The following is a 17,460-nucleotide window of genomic DNA, read 5'->3' as shown; positions in this document are numbered from 1 at the left end:
CATCCGTGCTCGTCTTCCCCGATGGCTTCCTCTGGGGCGCCGCCACCGCCGCCCATCAGGTCGAGGGCAACAACACGACCAGCAACTGGTGGCGGATGGAGCACGCGCCGGGTTCGCCCATGGTGGAGCCCTCCGGCGACGCCGCCGATCACCTGCACCGCTATCCCGAGGACATGCGTTTGCTCGCGGAGGCGGGACTCAACTCCTACCGGTTCTCGCTCGAGTGGGCGCGCATCGAGCCGGAGCGCGGTTTCGTCTCGCGGGCGATGCTCGACCACTACCGCCGCATGATCGACACGGCTCAGGACAACGGCCTCGACCCGACGGTCACCCTGATGCACTTCACCGTGCCGGAGTGGTTCCAGCGCGACGGGTTCTGGCGCGCCGACGACGCCGTCGATCTGTTCTCGCGCTACGTCGAGACGGTTCTGCCGATCCTCGACGGCGTGACCTACGTCTGCACCATCAACGAGCCGAACATCGCGGCGATGCTCGCCGGCGGTGAGGATGCCGCGAACCTGGTGGCCTTCGGACTGCCGAATCCCGACCTCGCGGTCGCCGACACACTCCTCGACGCGCACCACCGCGCCTCCGAGATCGTGCGTTCGGTGTCGGGGGTGCAGGCGGGCTGGACGATCGCCACGCAGGCCTTCCACTCGACGGGCGAGCCGGGGGCCGACGAGATGCTCGCCGAATACGGCGACCCGCGCGACCACTGGTACCTCGACCAGTCCGCCGGCGACGACTTCGTGGGCGTGCAGGCGTACACCCGCACGTTCATCGGACCGCAGGGGCCTTTGCCCGTGTCGCCCGACGTGGAGACCACCCTCACGGGGTGGGAGTTCTTCCCGGAGGCGCTCGAGCTCGGGGTGCGCAGCGCCTGGGAGCGCAGCGGGGGCGTGCCGGTGCTCGTGACCGAGAACGGTATCGCGACCGCCGACGACACCCGCCGCATCGCGTATACGCAGGGGGCGCTCGAAGGGCTGCACCGTGCGATCTCCGACGGCATCGAGGTGCGTGCCTATCAGCACTGGAGCGCCCTGGACAACTACGAATGGGCGAGCGGATTCGCCCCGACCTTCGGGTTGATCGGCTTCGATCGCGAGACGTTCGAGCGCACCCCGAAGCCCTCGCTGGGGTGGCTCGGGGAGGTCGCGCGCCGCAACGCGCTGTGAGGCACGAAGGCGGCGTACTCTCATGAGATGACGCACGCGAACCCGGGCACGCCGATGTCGTCGCCGACCGCATCGTCGCTGGCGCCGCCGACGGCGGGTCGCGATCGGGCGCTCGCGGCGGCGGCGGGGCTGGCGGCCGCCACGCTCGGGGTCGGCGTCGCCGAGCTCGCCGCCTCGCTCATCGCTCCGGAGGCGAGTCCGTTCGCGGTGATCGGGGGCGGGCTGATCGACCTCGCCCCGGCGTGGGCCAAAGACACCGCGATCGCGCTCTTCGGCACGGCCGACAAGGTGGCGCTGCTCGTGGGCATCGGTCTCGTGCTCGCGGCGGTGGCTGCCGCCGCCGGCATTTTCGAGCGGCGTCGACCAGGGGTGGGTGCCGCGATCTTCGGAGTGCTGGGCGCCGTGGCGGTCGTGACCGCCCTCACGCGAGCGAACGCGGGGCCCTACGCCTGGGCGCCGGGGATCATCGCCGGTGGCCTGGCCGTAATCTTCGTGCGCATGCTCACGCGCAGGCTCCGACCCATCGCGGGTTTCGCGCCGGATCACGACGACCGGCGACGCTTCCTGCTGTGGACCGCCGGCACCGCCGCCGCCGGGCTCATCGCCCTGGCGGCCGGCAACATCTCCCGCGGTGCGACCCGGTCGGTCGAGGCGGTGCGCGAAGCTCTCCGGTTGCCGAAGCCGAGCACGGCCGCGGCTTCGCCGCCGGTCGGCGCCGATCTCGAGATCGCCGGTCTCGCCCCGATCGTCACCCCGAACGCGGAGTTCTATCGCATCGACACCGCCCTGATCGTGCCGCGGGTCGATCCCGCCGACTGGTCGCTCCGCATCCACGGGATGGTCGACCGGGAGGTCGTGGTCACCTGGGACGATCTGCTCGCACTGCCGATGACGGAGTCGTTCGTGACCCTCGCCTGCGTATCGAACACGGTGGGCGGCTCGCTCATCGGCAACGCGCGCTGGCTCGGGTACCCGATTCGGGAACTCCTGGCGCGCGCGGGCGTGCAGGGCGATGCCGACATGGTGCTGTCGACCTCGATCGACGGATTCACCGCGTCCTCTCCGCTCGAGGCTCTCACCGACGACCGCGACGCGTTGCTGGCCGTCGGCATGAACGGCGAGCCGCTGCCGATCGAGCACGGCTTCCCGGTGCGGATGGTCGTTCCCGGTCTCTACGGCTACGTGTCGGCGACCAAGTGGGTCACCGAGCTCGAGGTGACGCGTTTCGATCGGGCGATGGGGTACTGGACGCCGCGGGGGTGGTCGGAGCGCGGTCCGATCAAGCTGCAATCCCGCATCGACGTGCCCCGCGCCGGACGGCAGGTCGAGGCGGGCGACGCGGTGATCGCCGGGATGGCCTGGTATCAGCACGTCGGCGTCGAGGGCGTCGAGGTGCGTGTCGACGGCGGGCCCTGGCAGGCCGCCGAGCTCGCGAGCGCGATCTCGACCGACACCTGGGTGCAGTGGAGCATGCCCTGGGCTGCGGAGTCCGGGGCGCACACGATCGAGTGCCGAGCCGTCGGCGCCGACGGCGAGGTGCAGACCGACGAGCAGGCACCTCCCGCGCCCGATGGCGCCCAGGGCTGGCATCGCATCGACGTGACGGTGGCGTGAGTGCGGGTGATTCCGCGGCGTAACCACCCTCGGGATGCCGCCTAGAATTGCTCCATGCCCGCAGGCGAATCGTTCTACATCACCACGCCCATCTACTACCCCTCCGATGTGCCGCACATCGGTCACGGGTACACCTCGGTGGCGGTCGACACGCTCGCGCGCTGGCACCGCCAGGCGGGCGACGACACCTGGATGCTCACGGGCACCGATGAGCACGGGCAGAAGATGCTGCGCGCCGCCGCGGCGAACAGCGTCACCCCGCAGGAGTGGGTCGACAAGCTCGTCAGCGAGGCGTGGTTCCCGCTGTTGAAGACCCTCGACGTCGCGAACGACGATTTCATCCGCACGACGCAGGAGCGTCATGAGGAGCGCGTGAAGAAGTTCGTGCAGGCGATCTACGACCGCGGCTACATCTACGCCGGCGAGTACGAGGCCCTCTACTGCGTGGGCTGCGAGGAGTTCAAGCCGGAGTCCGAGATCCTCGACGGCACCGGTCCCTTCGAGGGGCTGAAGGTCTGCGCGATCCACTCCAAGCCGCTCGAGCTGCTGCAGGAGAAGAACTACTTCTTCAAGCTCAGCGAGTTCCAGGACCGCCTGCTCGAGCTGTACAAGACGCAGCCCGACTTCATCCGCCCGGAGTCCGCGCGCAACGAGGTCGTCTCGTTCGTCCGCCAGGGTCTCAAGGACCTCTCGATCTCGCGGTCGGCGTTCGACTGGGGCATCGAGGTGCCGTGGGACGACGCGCACGTCATCTACGTGTGGGTCGACGCCCTGCTCAACTACGCCACGGCCGTCGGTTACGGCGATGACGACGCCACCTTCGAGCGCCGCTGGCCCGCCTACCACGTGGTCGGCAAAGACATCCTGCGCTTCCACGCCGTCATCTGGCCGGCCATGCTGATGGCCGCGGGCGTCGAGGTGCCCAAGGGCGTCTTCGCGCACGGATGGCTGCTCGTCGGTGGCGAGAAGATGTCGAAGTCGAAGCTCACCGGTATCGCGCCGACCGAGATCACCGATGTCTTCGGTTCCGACGCGTACCGCTTCTACTTCCTGTCGGCGATCGCCTTCGGCCAGGACGGCTCGTTCTCGTGGGAAGACCTCGCAGCGCGCTACCAGGCCGAGCTCGCGAACGGCTTCGGCAACCTCGCCTCGCGCACGACCGCGATGATCGAGAAGTACTTCGAAGGCATCGTGCCGCCCGCGGGGGAGTACACCGAGAAAGATCTCGCGATCCAGAAGATCGTCGCCGATGCGACGTCGAACGCGGATGCCGCGATCGAGAACTTCCGCATCGACGAGGCGATCTCGTCGATCTGGACGATCGTCGACGCGCTCAACGGCTACATCACCGAGAACGAGCCGTGGGCCCTCGCCCGCGACGAGGCGCAGCGCGAGCGCCTGGGCACCGTGCTGTACACGTGCGCCGAGGGTCTTCGTGCGCTCGCCGTGCTGCTCTCGCCGGTGATGCCGCAGTCGACCGAGAAGCTGTGGAAGGCGCTCGGCGCCGGAGATCAGCTGGGTCGCCTGCAGGATCAGCCGATCCGCGAGGCCGGAGTCTGGGGCGCGCTGCGCCCGGGCACCAGCGTCAACTCTCTCGCACCGCTGTTCCCGCGTGTGGAGTCCACCGCCTGACCATGGGTGAGACGTATGTGCAGGCGCGCTCGGGCGACGGGCGCAAGGATCTGCGCTATCCGGCGGCTCCCGAGCCGCTCGCGGTGCCGGTGTACGACAACCATGCGCACCTCGACATCCTCGACGGCGATGAACCCCTGTCGCTGACCGAGCAGCTCGATCGCGCGCAGGCGGTCGGGATCGCCGGCGTCGTGCAGTCGTCGGGCGACATCGGGTCGTCGCGCTGGGCGGTGGAGGCTGCGGCATCCGATCCGCGCGTGCTGGCCGCCGTCGCGATCCATCCCAACGACGCGCCCACGTATGCAGAGGAGAACCGTCTCGACGAGGCGATCGCCGTCATCGACGAGCTCGCGGCGCACCCGCGCACGCGTGCCGTCGGCGAGACGGGACTGGACTTCTTCCGCACCGAACCCGAGCGCCAGGGGCCGCAGCACGCCTCGTTCGAGGCGCACATCGCGATCGCGAAGAAGCACGGCATCGCGATGCAGATCCACGACCGCGACGCGCATGACGCCGTGCTCGAGACGCTGGTGCGGGTCGGGGCTCCCGAGACGACGGTGTTCCACTGCTTCTCGGGCGACGATGCGATGGCCAGGATCTGCGCGGATGCCGGGTACTACCTGTCGTTCGCCGGCAACGTCACGTTCAAGAACGCGCAGAACCTGCGCGACGCGTTGAGGGTCACGCCGCTGGATCGCATCCTGGTCGAGACGGATGCCCCGTTCCTCACGCCCGTGCCGCTGCGCGGGCGCCCCAATGCGCCGTATCTTGTGCCGATCACGGCGCGCTTCATGGCCGCCGAGCTCGGTATCGAGGTCGATGAACTGTGCGCGCAGATCGCGGAGAACACGCTGAGGGTCTACGGCTCGTTCGAGTCCTGAACCGCGTCTCCCTGAGCCGTGTCTTCCTGAACCGCGTCTCCCTGATCAACGGGCTTCGCGCTCACGATCTGTGAGATCGGCTTCCAGACGAACAGCAGCGTGATCGCCGCCCCGGCGAAGGCGAACCACCAGGGCGCGGTCAGTCCCCAGACCTCGGCGATCACGCCGCCCAGCGCCCACCCGATGATCATGCCGCCGAACACGCCGACCATGTTCACCGAGGCGACCCTGCCCTGCAGCGCCGCCGGCACGAGCCGTTGGCGCACCGTGGTGGAGATCGTGGCCCAGACGAAGGCGTAGGCCCCGAAGAAGAACATGATGATCAGCGCCACCCACGCGATCGTCGTGAGGGCGAAGGCGAGGTGCATGAGCACCTCGAGGGTGAGGACGATGCGCATGAGCGCGGCGAACGACACGTGGCGTTCGAGCCAGCCGAAGCTCAGCGTCGCGAGAATGCCGCCCACGGCGGATGCCGCGGTGAGCATGCCGTAGCCGACCGGTCCCATGTGCAGGTGTTCGGTGGCGTACAGCACGAGCACGCCCCAGGGCGCCGCCCAGGTCACGTTGAAGAGCAGGATGATCAGCACCAGCATGCGCACCGGAGGGTTGCGCCACAACCAGCGCAGGCCCTCGGCGATGTCGGTGTGCACGGGCGGATGGGCCTCGGCGTTCTCGCGCGGCGGTACCGGGGTGCGCGCCATCCGCGAGATGAGCACGACCGCCGCGAGCACGCACACCACTTCGAGCAGGAACGGCCAGGCCGTGCCGGCGGCGAACAGGAAGGCGCCCAGCGGGGGACCGGCGAACTGATTAGCGACCAGGTACCCGGCCTGCAGGCGCGCGTTGCCGACACCCAGGTCGGCGGGCTTCACGAGCATCGGGAGCAGTGTGCTCGAGGTGGTGTCGACGAACACCTCGGCGCAGCCGTAGAGGAACGCGACGGCGAGCACGATCACGATGTTCGCGGTGCCCGTGACGAGGAACACGCACAGCGCCCCGAGCACCACGGCGCGTGCCGCATTGGCGAGCATGACCAGGCGACGCCGGTCGAAGCGGTCGGCGATCGCACCGGCGTGCAGCCCGAACAGGAGCCACGGGAGGAACTGGAGCACGGCGCCCGACGCGACGATGAGCGGAGACGACGTCATCGATGCGATCAACAGGGGAGCGGCTGCGAGAGCCACGCCGTCGCCGATGTTGCTCGTCCACGAGGAGGCGAGCAACCAACGGAAATCGCGGCCGAGACGGCGCGGGGCGACGAGTTCTCCGAGGGTGGGCACCACACGACAGTACTGGTAGCCGAGGACATCGCTCGCGGTAGGGGAGAATGGCAGGATGACCGTCACCCTGCTCGGCGCCTCCGAGATCCGCCGCCTGGCCACCGAGCTCGACGTCACCCCCACGAAGAAGCTCGGCCAGAACTTCGTCGTCGACGCCAATACGGTGCGAAAGATCGTGCACGCCGCCCGGGTGCAGCCCGGCGAGCGGGTCGTCGAGGTCGGGCCCGGACTCGGATCGCTGACGCTCGCGATCCTCGAGGCCGGGGCATCCGTCACCGCCGTCGAGATCGATCACCGCCTCGCGGCCCGCCTGGCGCAGACCGCGCAAGAGCACGGTGTCGCACCCGACATGCTCACCGTCGTCGATGCCGACGCGCTGCGCATCACCGAACTGCCGGGGGAGCCCACGGTGCTCGTCGCCAACCTCCCCTACAACGTGTCGGTGCCCGTGCTGCTGCACTTCCTCGAGCACTTCGACTACCTGCAGCGCGGCGTCGTCATGGTGCAGGCCGAGGTGGCCGAGCGCATCGCCGCGAAGCCGGGATCGAAGATCTACGGCTCGCCCAGCGTCAAGGCCGCCTGGTACGGCGACTGGCGGCTCAGCGGTACGGTCTCGCGCCAGGTGTTCTGGCCGGTGCCGAACGTCGACAGCCTGCTCGTGGGTTTCGATCGCTCCGAGGGCGAACGCGGGCCGGAAGACGAACGCCGCCGTACCTTCGCGATCGTGGATGCCGCGTTCAACCAGCGGCGCAAGATGCTGCGCCAGGCGCTCTCCGGCCTCTTCGGGAGCTCGGCCGCGGCATCCGAGATCCTGATCGCCGCCGGGGTCGCCCCCACCGCCCGCGGGGAAGATCTGACCGTCGAGGACTTCCAGCGCATTGCGCAGTGTGCGCCCCTGGATGACGTGCCGCAGAGCACCGACTAATCTGGCACCGTGACCGACTCCCCCCGCTTCAGCCCGAACGTCCCCGAACTGCACCGCCCGTACACCGCCGATGAGAGCCGCTACGGCCAGTTCGCCTACCGCCAGGTGGGCACATCCGGGTTGTACCTGCCGCCGATCTCGCTCGGCCTGTGGTGGAACTTCGGCGACAACATCCCGCTCGACAACCAGCGCGCGCTGCTGCGCCACGCATTCGATCGCGGCATCACGCACTTCGACCTGGCGAACAACTACGGCCCGCCCTACGGCTCCGCCGAGAAGAACTTCGGACGCATCTTCGCCGAGGACTTCCGCCCGTACCGCGACGAGCTGATCATCTCGTCGAAGGCCGGGTGGGACATGTGGCCCGGCCCGTACGGCGACTTCGCGAGCCGCAAGTACATCCTCGCCAGCGCCGAGCAGTCGCTCACCCGGATGGGCCTCGACTACGTCGACATCTTCTACTCGCACCGCGCCGACCCGGTGACCCCGGTCGCCGAGACGATCGCGGCCCTCGACACCCTGGTCCGCCAGGGCAAGGCGCTCTACGTCGGCATCTCGTCGTACGGCGCCGAGCGCACGGAAGAAGCGGTCGCCGTCGCGAAGGAACTCGGAACGCCCCTGGTCATCCACCAGCCCTCCTACTCGATCCTCAACCGTTGGATCGAGGACGGTCTCACCGACACCCTCGAGACGAACGGCCTGGGCGCGATCGCGTTCACCCCGCTCGCGCAGGGGCTGCTCACCGACAAGTACCTCGGTGACGGCACTGCGGAGCGCGCGCAGCAGCGCGGATCGCTCCCCGAGGGGCGTCTCACCGACGAGGCCGTGCAGACCCTGCGCGACCTGAACGCCATCGCGCAGGAGCGCGGGCAGTCGCTCGCGCAGCTCGCGCTGCAGTGGACGCTGCGCAGCCCGGTCGTGGCATCCGCCCTCATCGGCGCATCGCGCACCTCGCAGCTCGACGAGAACATCGCCGCCGTCAACGGCCCGGAGTTCACAGCAGACCAGCTCGGCCGCATCGACGCCCTCGCCGGTGCGATCGATGTGAACCTGTGGGCCAAGTCCTCCGACCTGTGAACCACCCCCAGTGAGAGGGATCGCTCCATGAGCTCCGCCGCGTCCGACGACTCCGTGCACGTGCGCGCCCCCGGCAAGATCAACGTCTACCTCGGGGTGGGGGCGCGTCACGACGACGGCTACCACGCGCTCGCGACGGTCTTCCAGGCGGTCTCGCTGTACGAAGACGTGATCGCGCGACCGGCCGACGATTTCTCGGTGACCGTGACGGGCGTGGGGGATGCGGCCGATGTGCCGCTCGACGATCGAAACCTCGCCATGCGGGCGGCGAAGCTGCTCGCCGCCGCGGCGGATTACCACGGCGGCGTCGCCCTCGAGATCCGCAAGAGCGTGCCGGTCGCCGGCGGCATGGGCGGCGGGTCGGCGGATGCTGCGGCCGCACTGGTCGCGTGCGACGCGCTGTGGGGGACAGGCTTCACCCTCACGCGGCTGCACGAACTCGCGGCGCGCCTGGGTGCCGACGTACCGTTCGCCCTGCACGGCGGAACCGCCGTCGGCACGGGGCGCGGCGATCAGCTCAATCCGGCACTCGCGCGCGGACGCTTCGACTGGGTGCTCGTCACGAGCGACGAGGGCCTCTCGACGCCGGTCGTCTACGAGCAGCTCGATCGTCTCCGCGACGACGAGGGCGCTCTCGCCGATGATGCTCCGGTGTCGTTGGACGTGCCGATCCCGGTGCTCCAGGCCCTGCGCTCCGGCGATGCGGTGCAGCTCGCCGCGAGTCTGCACAACGACCTGCAGGCGGCGGCGGTGAGTCGGCGCCCCGACCTCGAGAAGACCATCAGGCAGGGCATCCGGGCGGGGGCGCTGCAGGGCATCGTCTCGGGTTCCGGGCCGACCGTCGCCCTCCTGTGCGCTGACCCCGAGACGGCGCAGAGCGTGCAGGCCGCGCTCCGCCAGGCGGGGCGCGAATCCCTGCACGTGCACGGCCCGGTGCCGGGCGCGCGCATCCTCGTCTGACGTCGTCCTGCGCCCTCCCGGCCGGTTTGCGACCGGAGCCGGCGTGCGTTCGCGCGCCGCGAGCGCCATAATGAACTTACGATGTGACCGTGCACATGCGAGTGCACATGCAAGGAGGCCGTGATGTCCAGCGCCTCCGAACGCGCCCGGATGCCGAGCATCCGCGACGTGGCCCGACTGGCCGGCGTCTCGCACCAGACGGTCTCCCGCGTGCTGAACGATCACCCCAGCATCCGTCCCGAGACCAAGGCCAAGGTCCTCGACGCGATCTCAGTGCTGGACTACCGTCCCAATCTGGCGGCCCGTGCACTCGTCACGAGCAAGTCGAACGTGTTGGGCGTGCTGTCGGCGACCATCGGCGAGTTCGGCCCGACTTCGTCGATCGCGAGCATCGAGGATGCCGCGCGCGAAGAGGGCTATTCGGTCTCGACCCTCAACCTCGCGGCCACGACGCCAGAGGCCATCGGGAGCGCGGTGCGCCAGCTCGCGCGGGAGCAGGTCGACGGGATCGTGGTGCTCGCACCCCAGGTGCGCGTCTTCCACGTGCTGCGCGGGATGGCGGTGGACTTCCCGTTCGTCACGCTGCAGACGGCGTCGGGGTCCGACGGTGTGAGCCTGTCGGCCGATCAGGTCGCGGGGGCGCGGGCGGCGACCGAGCATCTGATCCGCCTCGGTCACAGCGACATCGTGCACGTCGCGGGTCCCCAGGACTGGATCGAAGCGGAGTCGCGCATGCGCGGGTATCTCGATGCGCTGCGGGAGGCCGATCTGCCGACCTTCCCGCCGATCCGCGGCGACTGGACGGCGGACTTCGGCTACTTCGCGGGGCAGGAGCTGTCGCGGCGCCGCGACTTCACCGCGGTGTTCGCCGCGAACGACCTCATGGCCATCGGGTTGTTGCACGGATTCCGCGATGCCGGTGTGAGCGTTCCCGACGACATCAGCGTGGTCGGGTTCGACGATGTGCCGGTGGCGGCGCACGTCGCGCCGACGCTCACCACGGTGCACCAGGAGTTCCCCGAACTCGGGCGTCGAGCGGTGCGCATTCTGCTCGCCCAGATCCGTGGCGAAGAGGTTCCCGTGTTCGGTCCGCTGCACATCACGCTGCGCGAGCGGGAGTCCTCCGCCGCGCACGTGCCGAGCAGATCACGGTAACGACACGAAATCCGGGAGCGGACTTGACATCGCTCGGTATTCCGGAGTTTGATATACCCAATGTGAACGGTCACATCGAAGGTGGCCGCACGTCGCGAGGAAGATCCGTGAGCACCACAGCAACGTTGCCGACCGTGTCTGGTCCCATCCTGGAGATGCGTAACATCACCAAGGAATTCCCTGGGGTCAAGGCTCTTGCCGACGTCTCGATCACCGTCCGAGCCGGAGAGATCCATGCGATCTGCGGCGAGAACGGTGCGGGAAAGTCGACTCTCATGAAGGTGCTGTCGGGGGTGTACCCCTATGGCACCTACGAAGGCGAGATCCTGCTGTACGGCGAAGAGCAGCGCTACAAGGACATCGCGGCGAGCGAAGCCGCCGGCATCGCGATCATCCACCAGGAGCTCGCTCTCATCCCCGAGCTCTCGGTCACCGAGAACATCTTCCTCGGCAACGAGATCCGTCGCTTCGGCATCATCGACTGGCAGGCCCAGACGAGCCGCGCGGTCGAACTGCTCGCGCGCGTCGGACTGAGCGAAGACCCCGACGTGCAGGTCAAGACCCTCGGCGTCGGCAAGCAGCAGCTGATCGAGATCGCCAAGGCGCTCAACAAGGACGTCAAGCTGCTCATCCTCGACGAGCCGACCGCGGCGCTGAACGAGAACGACTCGCAGCACCTGCTCGACCTGATCCTCGGACTCAAGGCCAAGGGCATCGCGTCGATCATGATCAGCCACAAGCTCAACGAGATCGAGCAGATCGCCGATGAGATCACGATCATCCGCGACGGCCGCACGGTCGAGACGCTCGATATCTCGCGTGGCGAGATCAACGAGGATCGCATCATCCGCGGCATGGTCGGTCGCTCGCTCGAGAGCCGCTACCCCGACCGCACTCCCGAGATCGGCGAGGTCTTCTTCGAGGTCAAGGACTGGTGGGTGCAGCATCCGACCGTCACCGAGCGCATGGTCGTGAAGGGGTCGAACCTCAACGTCCGTCGCGGCGAGGTCGTCGGCGTCGCCGGTCTCATGGGCGCCGGTCGCACCGAGTTCGCGATGAGCATCTTCGGTCGCTCGTACGGCACGTTCCTCTCGGGGACGATGATCAAGGACGGCCAGGAGGTCGCCCTGCACGACGTGTCGTCGGCGATCAAGCACGGTCTCGCCTACGTGAGCGAGGACCGCAAGGTGCTGGGCCTCAACCTGCTCGACACGATCAAGCGATCGGTCGTGGCCGCCAAGCTCTCCAAGATCTCGAGGAACGGCGTCGTCGACTCCCGCGCCGAATACGCGGTGGCCGAGCAGTACCGCAAGTCGCTGCGCATCAAGACCCCCTCGGTCGAAGAGGGCGTCGGCAAGCTGTCGGGCGGTAACCAGCAGAAGGTCGTGCTGGCGAAGTGGATGTTCACCGACCCCGACCTGCTGATCCTCGATGAGCCCACCCGCGGCATCGACGTCGGAGCGAAGTACGAGATCTACGCGATCATCAACGAGCTCGCCGCCCAGGGCAAGGGCGTCATCGTCATCTCCAGCGAGCTCCCCGAGCTGCTGGGAATCTGCGACCGCATCTACACCGTCTTCGAAGGTCGGGTCACCGACTGCATCCCGGCCGATCAGGCCACACCCGAGGCCCTCATGCGCAGCATGACCTCCGCGACTCAGAAAGCATCCGCATGACCACCGAATCCACCCCCGCCAAGAGCGGATTCCACTTCAAGGACATCACGAAGATGTTCGGAGGCGGCGGCACCTCGACGCTGCGCCAGTTCGGAATCCTCGGCAGCCTCATCGTCATCATCGTGCTGTTCGAGATCCTGACCCTTCTGCGCAACGGTCCGAACGGTGCGACGCTGACCTCGGGCAACCTGATCAACGTGATCAACCAGTACTCCTTCATCCTGATCCTCGCGATCGGCATGGTGATGGTCATCATCATGGGGCACATCGACCTCTCGGTCGGCTCCGTGGCGGCGTTCACCGGCATCATCGTCGCGAAGTCGATGACCGAGTGGAACCTTCCTTGGCCGCTCGCGATCCTGCTCGGCCTCGCCGTCGGCGCCGCCGTGGGTGCATGGCAGGGCTTCTGGGTGGCCTACGTCGGGGTGCCCGCGTTCATCGTGACCCTGGCGGGCATGCTGCTGTTCCGCGGCGCCCAGCAGTGGATCGGCGACGCGCAGACGATCCCGGTCCCGAAGGGCTTCCAGATCATCGGAACGGGCTACCTGCCTGAGATCGGTCTGCCGGTCCCGTTCAACGTGCCGACCATGCTTCTCGCCCTCGTGGCCGTGGCGTGGCTGATCTTCTGGGAGATCCGCACCCGCCGTGTGCAGCACAAGATGGGCTCCGACAGCGCGCCCCTCTGGGTGACCGTCACCAAGGTCGTGCTCCTCTCGGCGGTCGTGCTCGCCGCCGCCTGGATGTTCGCCACCGGTCGCCCCGGCACGAGCTTCCCCGTTCCGGGTCTCATCCTGCTCGCGCTCGTCATCATCTACTCGTTCGTCACGAGCAAGACCGTCTTCGGCCGCCACATCTACGCCGTCGGTGGCAACCGCCAGGCCGCGCGTCTGTCGGGTGTGAAGGACCGCTGGGTCGACTTCTTCGTCATGATGAACATGTCGGTTCTCGCCGCGCTCGCCGGAATGATCTTCGTCGCCCGTTCGCAGGCCTCCGGCCCGAACGACGGCACCGGCTGGGAGCTCGACGCGATCGCCTCGGTCTTCATCGGTGGCGCGGCCGTCGCCGGTGGCGTCGGCACCGTGATCGGGTCGATCATCGGTGGCCTCGTGATGGCGTTCCTCAACAACGGCCTCGCACTGCTCGGCCAGGGTGCCGACGTCGTCTCGATGATCAAGGGCATCGTGCTCCTGTTCGCGGTCGGCATCGACGTCTGGAACAAGCAGCAGGGTCGCCCGTCGATCATCGGATTCATGACGCGCCGCTTCGGCCGTCAGCAGGATCCGGCACTCGAGACCTTCGAGCCCAACAAGACCTACCAAGCCCCACCCGTCGACAAGACGAGCGGAAAGTAGGGGTCCCACCGCGTGGCCCACGCGCGATGAGACCTTCACACACCAGAGAAAGAGATCACATGAAGAAGATCCTTGTTTCGGCGACAGCGCTTGTCGTCGCGGGCGCCTTCGCCCTCACCGGCTGCTCATCGGAGCGCGGCGGTGACACCGGATCCGGTGAAGAAGCAGAAACGTCCGGTTTCGCCGCAGATGCGACGATCGGTGTCGCACTCCCCGACAAGACGTCGGAGAACTGGGTGCTCGCCGGCAAGCTGTTCACCGACGGCCTCGAGTCGGCCGGGTTCAAGGCCGACGTGCAGTACGCGCCGGCCACCAACACGGTCGCCGAGCAGCAGAACCAGATCCAGGCCATGGTCACCAACGGTGCCAAGGTCATCATCATCGGTGCGAAGGACGGCAAGCAGCTGGCCACGCAGGTGCAGGCGGCGAAGGATGCCGGCGCTTACGTGATCGCCTACGACCGTCTCATCGAGAACACCGAGGCCGTCGACTACTACGTCGCATTCGACAACTTCAAGGTCGGCCAGCTGCAGGGACAGGCACTCCTCGACGGTCTCGCCGAGCGTGCAGGTCACGAGGCGCCGTACAACATCGAGCTGTTCTCGGGATCGCCGGATGACGCCAACTCGGCCGTCTTCTTCGACGGTGCGATGGAGGTCCTCCAGCCGAAGATCGACGACGGCACGCTGAACGTCGTCTCGGGTCAGTCCGAGATCTCTCAGACGGCGACCGAGGGCTGGCTGCCCGAGAACGCCCAGAACCGCATGGACACGATCCTGACCGGTTCGTACAGCGGCGACACCGTCATCGACGGCGTGCTGTCCCCGAACGACACTCTTGCTCGCGCCATCATCACCTCGGTGCAGCAGGCCGGCAAGCCGGTTCCGGTCGTCACGGGTCAGGACTCCGAGGTCGAGTCCGTCAAGTCGATCATGGAGGGCATCCAGTACTCCACGATCAACAAGGACACCTCGCTGCTCGTGGAGCAGGCCATCAAGATGGTCGAACAGCTCCAGAAGGGCGAAGAGGTCGACGTCAACGACACCGAGTCCTACGACAACGGCTCGAAGATCGTCGACTCGTTCCTGCTCGAGCCGCTGATCGTCACCAAGGAGAACGCTGCTGAGGCGTACGCGAACGTTCCGAGCCTGCTCGAGATCGTCAAGTCGTACCAGTAAGCACCTCCGGTGAGTGACTCTGTCGCTCACGATTCGGAAACACGGCACGATATGTAAGACACAGCACCACAGCACAGGCCGTCCGGAACTTCGGGTCCGGGCGGCCTGTTGTCTTGGTACGCGCTCAGGTCAGCCGGGCTCCAGGAGGCAGGCCTGGCGCATTGCCACCGACCGGCGTGAATCGCACGGTGTTCTGCGGCGGAGGCCGATCGACGTAGATCTGCCCGGTCGGACTGCGCCATTCGAGCACCCCTCCTGCTGTCTGCCTCACCCGCCAGGGGGAGTGGTGCTTCATCGTGTGATGCCGCCGGCAGAAGTGCGCGAGGTTCTCGGCGCATGTCGGGCCGCCGTCGGACGCCGCGTGATTGTGGTCGATGTCGCACTTCCGCGCGGCGATCCCGCACCCCGGGAAGCGGCAGCGCTGATCGCGAGCCCTCAGGTGGCGTTTCAGCTGATCGCCGGGGCGATAGCGGTCGACCGCGAGCAGCGCTCCGCTGATCGGATGCGTGAGCACCCGCTCCCACCCGGACACGGCACCCGCGAGGCGTCGCGCAGTGTCGATGTCGATCGGGGTGCTCCCGTCGAGCTCGGCGGGAGGAGGTGCGGGCCCGCCGAGCGGATCGGCAGCACCCATCAGTGTCAGGACCGGCACCGTCACCTCGACGCGCGCCTGTATCGGCCCCAGCAGATCGCCCGCGCTGTCGTGGCCGGCCGGAACGCCGGTCAGAACGAGATCGGCGAGCAGGTCGGCGCGGAGCTGGTCCACTGCGGGCGCGGGATCGGAGGCCGCGTCGTGGCCTGCGTCGTGGCCTGCGTCGTGGCCTGCAGCGGCGCCCTCAGCATCCACCCCGCGGCTACTCTGATCGATCAGCGCGTGCGCCATCTGCGACAACCGGTCGTACATGCCGTGCAGCAGCGCCGACGGACCGTACACGCCGAGTTCGGACATACCGTCGTCGAGATCTCTCAGCCAGACACGACGCTTGTCACGGGCGTCCCGGTGTCGGTCCGTCAACGATCGCGCCTGGTACGCCTCGGCGATGCGGCGGGCGAGGCGGCGCAAGCGATTCGGGGACTCGACGTACGCCACTTCCAGAGCGGACGCGGCGTACGCCGCTCGATCTGCAGGGTCGTCGAGATGCGCCCCCGCCTCGACGATCACCCGCGCGTGCGCGGCGGAGATGCTGCCTGCGCCCTGCGCCGCCCACACCGACGGAAACTCCTCGACCAACCACGATGCCTCCGACATGCGACGCTCGATCGTGCGGTCACTGACCCGTTGCGCCGCACCGATCTCAGCAGCCACCGTACGCAGCGCCATGTCGCCGTGATCGGGGTGCGCCGTCTGCTGGGCGATGTCGATCGCGAGCCGCGACGCCATCGCCAGCATCCCATCGCGCGCGGCCTGCATTCCGGCCAGAGTCTCTTCGGCGACGCACAGCGCACCGACCAGGTCGGCGAGCATCACCATCTGCGATTCGGTCGCGTCGAGCACTAAGGTCATGAGAACAGCACACCACCCACCACCGACATTCGAACAAAGATACGAGATATTCGCATCTCAGAATCTCTCGACGTATGGGCTGAGGGTGCGAGACGCCACGAATCGGACAGGAGCTCCCCATGCGCATCCTCATCGTCGGCGCCGGCGCAACCGGCGGCGCGTTCGGCTCCCTGCTGCAGGAGGCGGGCCGCGACATCACCTATCTCGTGCGGCCGCGTCGCGCGGACGAGCTCCGCCGCGATGGCCTGAGATTCGTCTCACCGACCGCCGACCGCACGCTCTCCGTCACCACCCTGACCGCCGACGAGAGTGCGCCGCCGTTCGACCTCGTGCTCGTCACGGTGAAGGCATCCGCCCTCGAATCCGCGATCGCCGATGTGCGCCGATTCGTGGGCCCCGACACTCGGGTCGTTCCGATCCTGAACGGCATCGCGCAGATCGATCTCCTCGGAGAGGCGTTCCCTGGCCAGGTGATCGGCGGCGCCGCGAAGATCGTCGCGACCCTCGACGGCGCAGTCGTCCGGCAGCTGATGGACCTCACCACGCTCACCATCGGCGCCCCGGAGGGCGGGCGCCCGTCGGACGGCCTCGTGGAGGCGCTCGACGTGCCGGGCATCCGACTCGAGGTCAGCGACGACATCCTCGGCGCGCTCTGGGAGAAATGGATGTTCATCGCCGCGGCCTCGGTCATCACGTGCCTCTTCCGCAACGCCGTGGGCGCGATCATCGAGGCGGGGGGACTGCCGAGCATCCTCCAGGCCATTGAGGAAACGGAATCCGTCGCGGATGCTGCCGGTCACCCCGTCTCCGTGCGCGCTCACGAGCAGTCGCTCTCTCTGCTGACCGAACCCGGGTCGGGCTTCACGACGTCGCTGTACCGCGACCTCACAGCGGGACTCCCCACCGAGGCCGAGCACATCCTCGGCGATCTCGCCCGGCGCGCCCGCGCCCTCGGGGTCGCGACACCTCTGCTCGACCTCGCGCTCGTGCAGATCCGTGCCGCCGCGCTCGCCCGGTAACCACCCAGCCCGCACCCAACTACCCTGGGTAG

General features: G+C 68.0%; 14 protein-coding genes. 12 read left to right on the top strand and 2 right to left on the bottom strand.

The genetic code is table 11. From position 1 onward, the window contains the following. The first annotated feature begins 5 nt into the window (after window positions 1-5). From ACIOSY_RS14770 to ACIOSY_RS14755, 4 genes are read left to right on the top strand one after another with little or no spacing between them, the layout of a single operon-like run. Complete coding sequence (locus tag ACIOSY_RS14770; protein WP_400854572.1) at window positions 6-1,175, top strand: glycoside hydrolase family 1 protein; 1,170 nt, start codon at window positions 6-8, stop codon at window positions 1,173-1,175. A 54-nt stretch (window positions 1,176-1,229) separates the two neighbouring features. Further along, complete coding sequence (locus ACIOSY_RS14765; RefSeq protein ID WP_400854658.1) at window positions 1,230-2,789, top strand: molybdopterin-dependent oxidoreductase; 1,560 nt, start codon at window positions 1,230-1,232, stop codon at window positions 2,787-2,789. Between the two features lie 54 nt (window positions 2,790-2,843). After that, on the top strand, window positions 2,844-4,421 hold the full coding sequence (metG, locus tag ACIOSY_RS14760) for a methionine--tRNA ligase (RefSeq protein WP_400854570.1): 1,578 nt from the start codon (window positions 2,844-2,846) through the stop codon (window positions 4,419-4,421). Between the two features lie 2 nt (window positions 4,422-4,423). After that, entirely contained in the window at window positions 4,424-5,302 is an 879-nt protein-coding gene (locus tag ACIOSY_RS14755; protein ID WP_400854568.1) for a TatD family hydrolase, read from the top strand. Here ACIOSY_RS14755 and ACIOSY_RS14750 read toward each other — a convergent pair. Next, window positions 5,281-6,582 (bottom strand): MFS transporter, encoded by a 1,302-nt coding sequence (locus ACIOSY_RS14750; RefSeq protein ID WP_400854566.1) that lies wholly within the window; start codon window positions 6,580-6,582, stop codon window positions 5,281-5,283. The two genes, ACIOSY_RS14755 and ACIOSY_RS14750, sit on opposite strands and share 22 nt — an antisense overlap. Window positions 6,583-6,637: 55 nt before the next feature. Here ACIOSY_RS14750 and rsmA point away from each other — a divergent pair, with 55 nt between their 5' ends. The 7 genes from rsmA (at window position 6,638) to ACIOSY_RS14715 (ending at window position 14,905) form a co-directional block, all read left to right on the top strand. Then, window positions 6,638-7,507, top strand: coding sequence for a 16S rRNA (adenine(1518)-N(6)/adenine(1519)-N(6))-dimethyltransferase RsmA (gene rsmA / locus ACIOSY_RS14745; protein WP_400854564.1), 870 nt, complete (start codon window positions 6,638-6,640; stop codon window positions 7,505-7,507). 9 nt (window positions 7,508-7,516) lie between these two features. After that, window positions 7,517-8,584 carry an L-glyceraldehyde 3-phosphate reductase gene (gene mgrA, locus ACIOSY_RS14740; RefSeq protein ID WP_400854562.1) on the top strand — a complete coding sequence of 356 codons (1,068 nt, stop codon included), beginning with the start codon at window positions 7,517-7,519 and terminating at the stop codon, window positions 8,582-8,584. 27 nt (window positions 8,585-8,611) lie between these two features. Beyond that, window positions 8,612-9,544 (top strand): 4-(cytidine 5'-diphospho)-2-C-methyl-D-erythritol kinase, encoded by a 933-nt coding sequence (locus tag ACIOSY_RS14735; RefSeq protein ID WP_400854560.1) that lies wholly within the window; start codon window positions 8,612-8,614, stop codon window positions 9,542-9,544. Window positions 9,545-9,667: 123 nt separating this feature from the next. Beyond that, complete coding sequence (locus tag ACIOSY_RS14730; RefSeq protein WP_400854558.1) at window positions 9,668-10,699, top strand: LacI family DNA-binding transcriptional regulator; 1,032 nt, start codon at window positions 9,668-9,670, stop codon at window positions 10,697-10,699. Between the two features lie 155 nt (window positions 10,700-10,854). Continuing rightward, window positions 10,855-12,375 (top strand): multiple monosaccharide ABC transporter ATP-binding protein, encoded by a 1,521-nt coding sequence (gene mmsA, locus ACIOSY_RS14725; protein ID WP_400854656.1) that lies wholly within the window; start codon window positions 10,855-10,857, stop codon window positions 12,373-12,375. Then, window positions 12,372-13,727 carry a multiple monosaccharide ABC transporter permease gene (mmsB, locus tag ACIOSY_RS14720; RefSeq protein WP_400854556.1) on the top strand — a complete coding sequence of 452 codons (1,356 nt, stop codon included), beginning with the start codon at window positions 12,372-12,374 and terminating at the stop codon, window positions 13,725-13,727. Before mmsA ends, mmsB begins: the two co-directional genes overlap by 4 nt. Window positions 13,728-13,786: 59 nt before the next feature. Then, on the top strand, window positions 13,787-14,905 hold the full coding sequence (locus tag ACIOSY_RS14715) for a substrate-binding domain-containing protein (RefSeq protein ID WP_400854554.1): 1,119 nt from the start codon (window positions 13,787-13,789) through the stop codon (window positions 14,903-14,905). 124 nt (window positions 14,906-15,029) lie between these two features. Here the strand turns inward: ACIOSY_RS14715 and ACIOSY_RS14710 are convergent, their stop codons facing one another. After that, window positions 15,030-16,409, bottom strand: coding sequence for a DUF222 domain-containing protein (locus tag ACIOSY_RS14710; protein ID WP_400854552.1), 1,380 nt, complete (start codon window positions 16,407-16,409; stop codon window positions 15,030-15,032). 119 nt (window positions 16,410-16,528) lie between these two features. On the opposite strand from ACIOSY_RS14710, the gene ACIOSY_RS14705 reads away from it, so the two are divergent. Beyond that, window positions 16,529-17,428, top strand: a complete 900-nt coding sequence (locus ACIOSY_RS14705; protein ID WP_400854550.1) for a ketopantoate reductase family protein — start codon at window positions 16,529-16,531, stop codon at window positions 17,426-17,428. Window positions 17,429-17,460 lie beyond the last annotated feature (32 nt).

The organism is Microbacterium sp. NPDC087665 (genome assembly GCF_044743285.1).
Taxonomy (GTDB): domain Bacteria; phylum Actinomycetota; class Actinomycetes; order Actinomycetales; family Microbacteriaceae; genus Microbacterium.
Note: the sequence above shows the minus strand (reverse complement) of the source record. Positions and strands in the feature narration are given on the sequence as shown.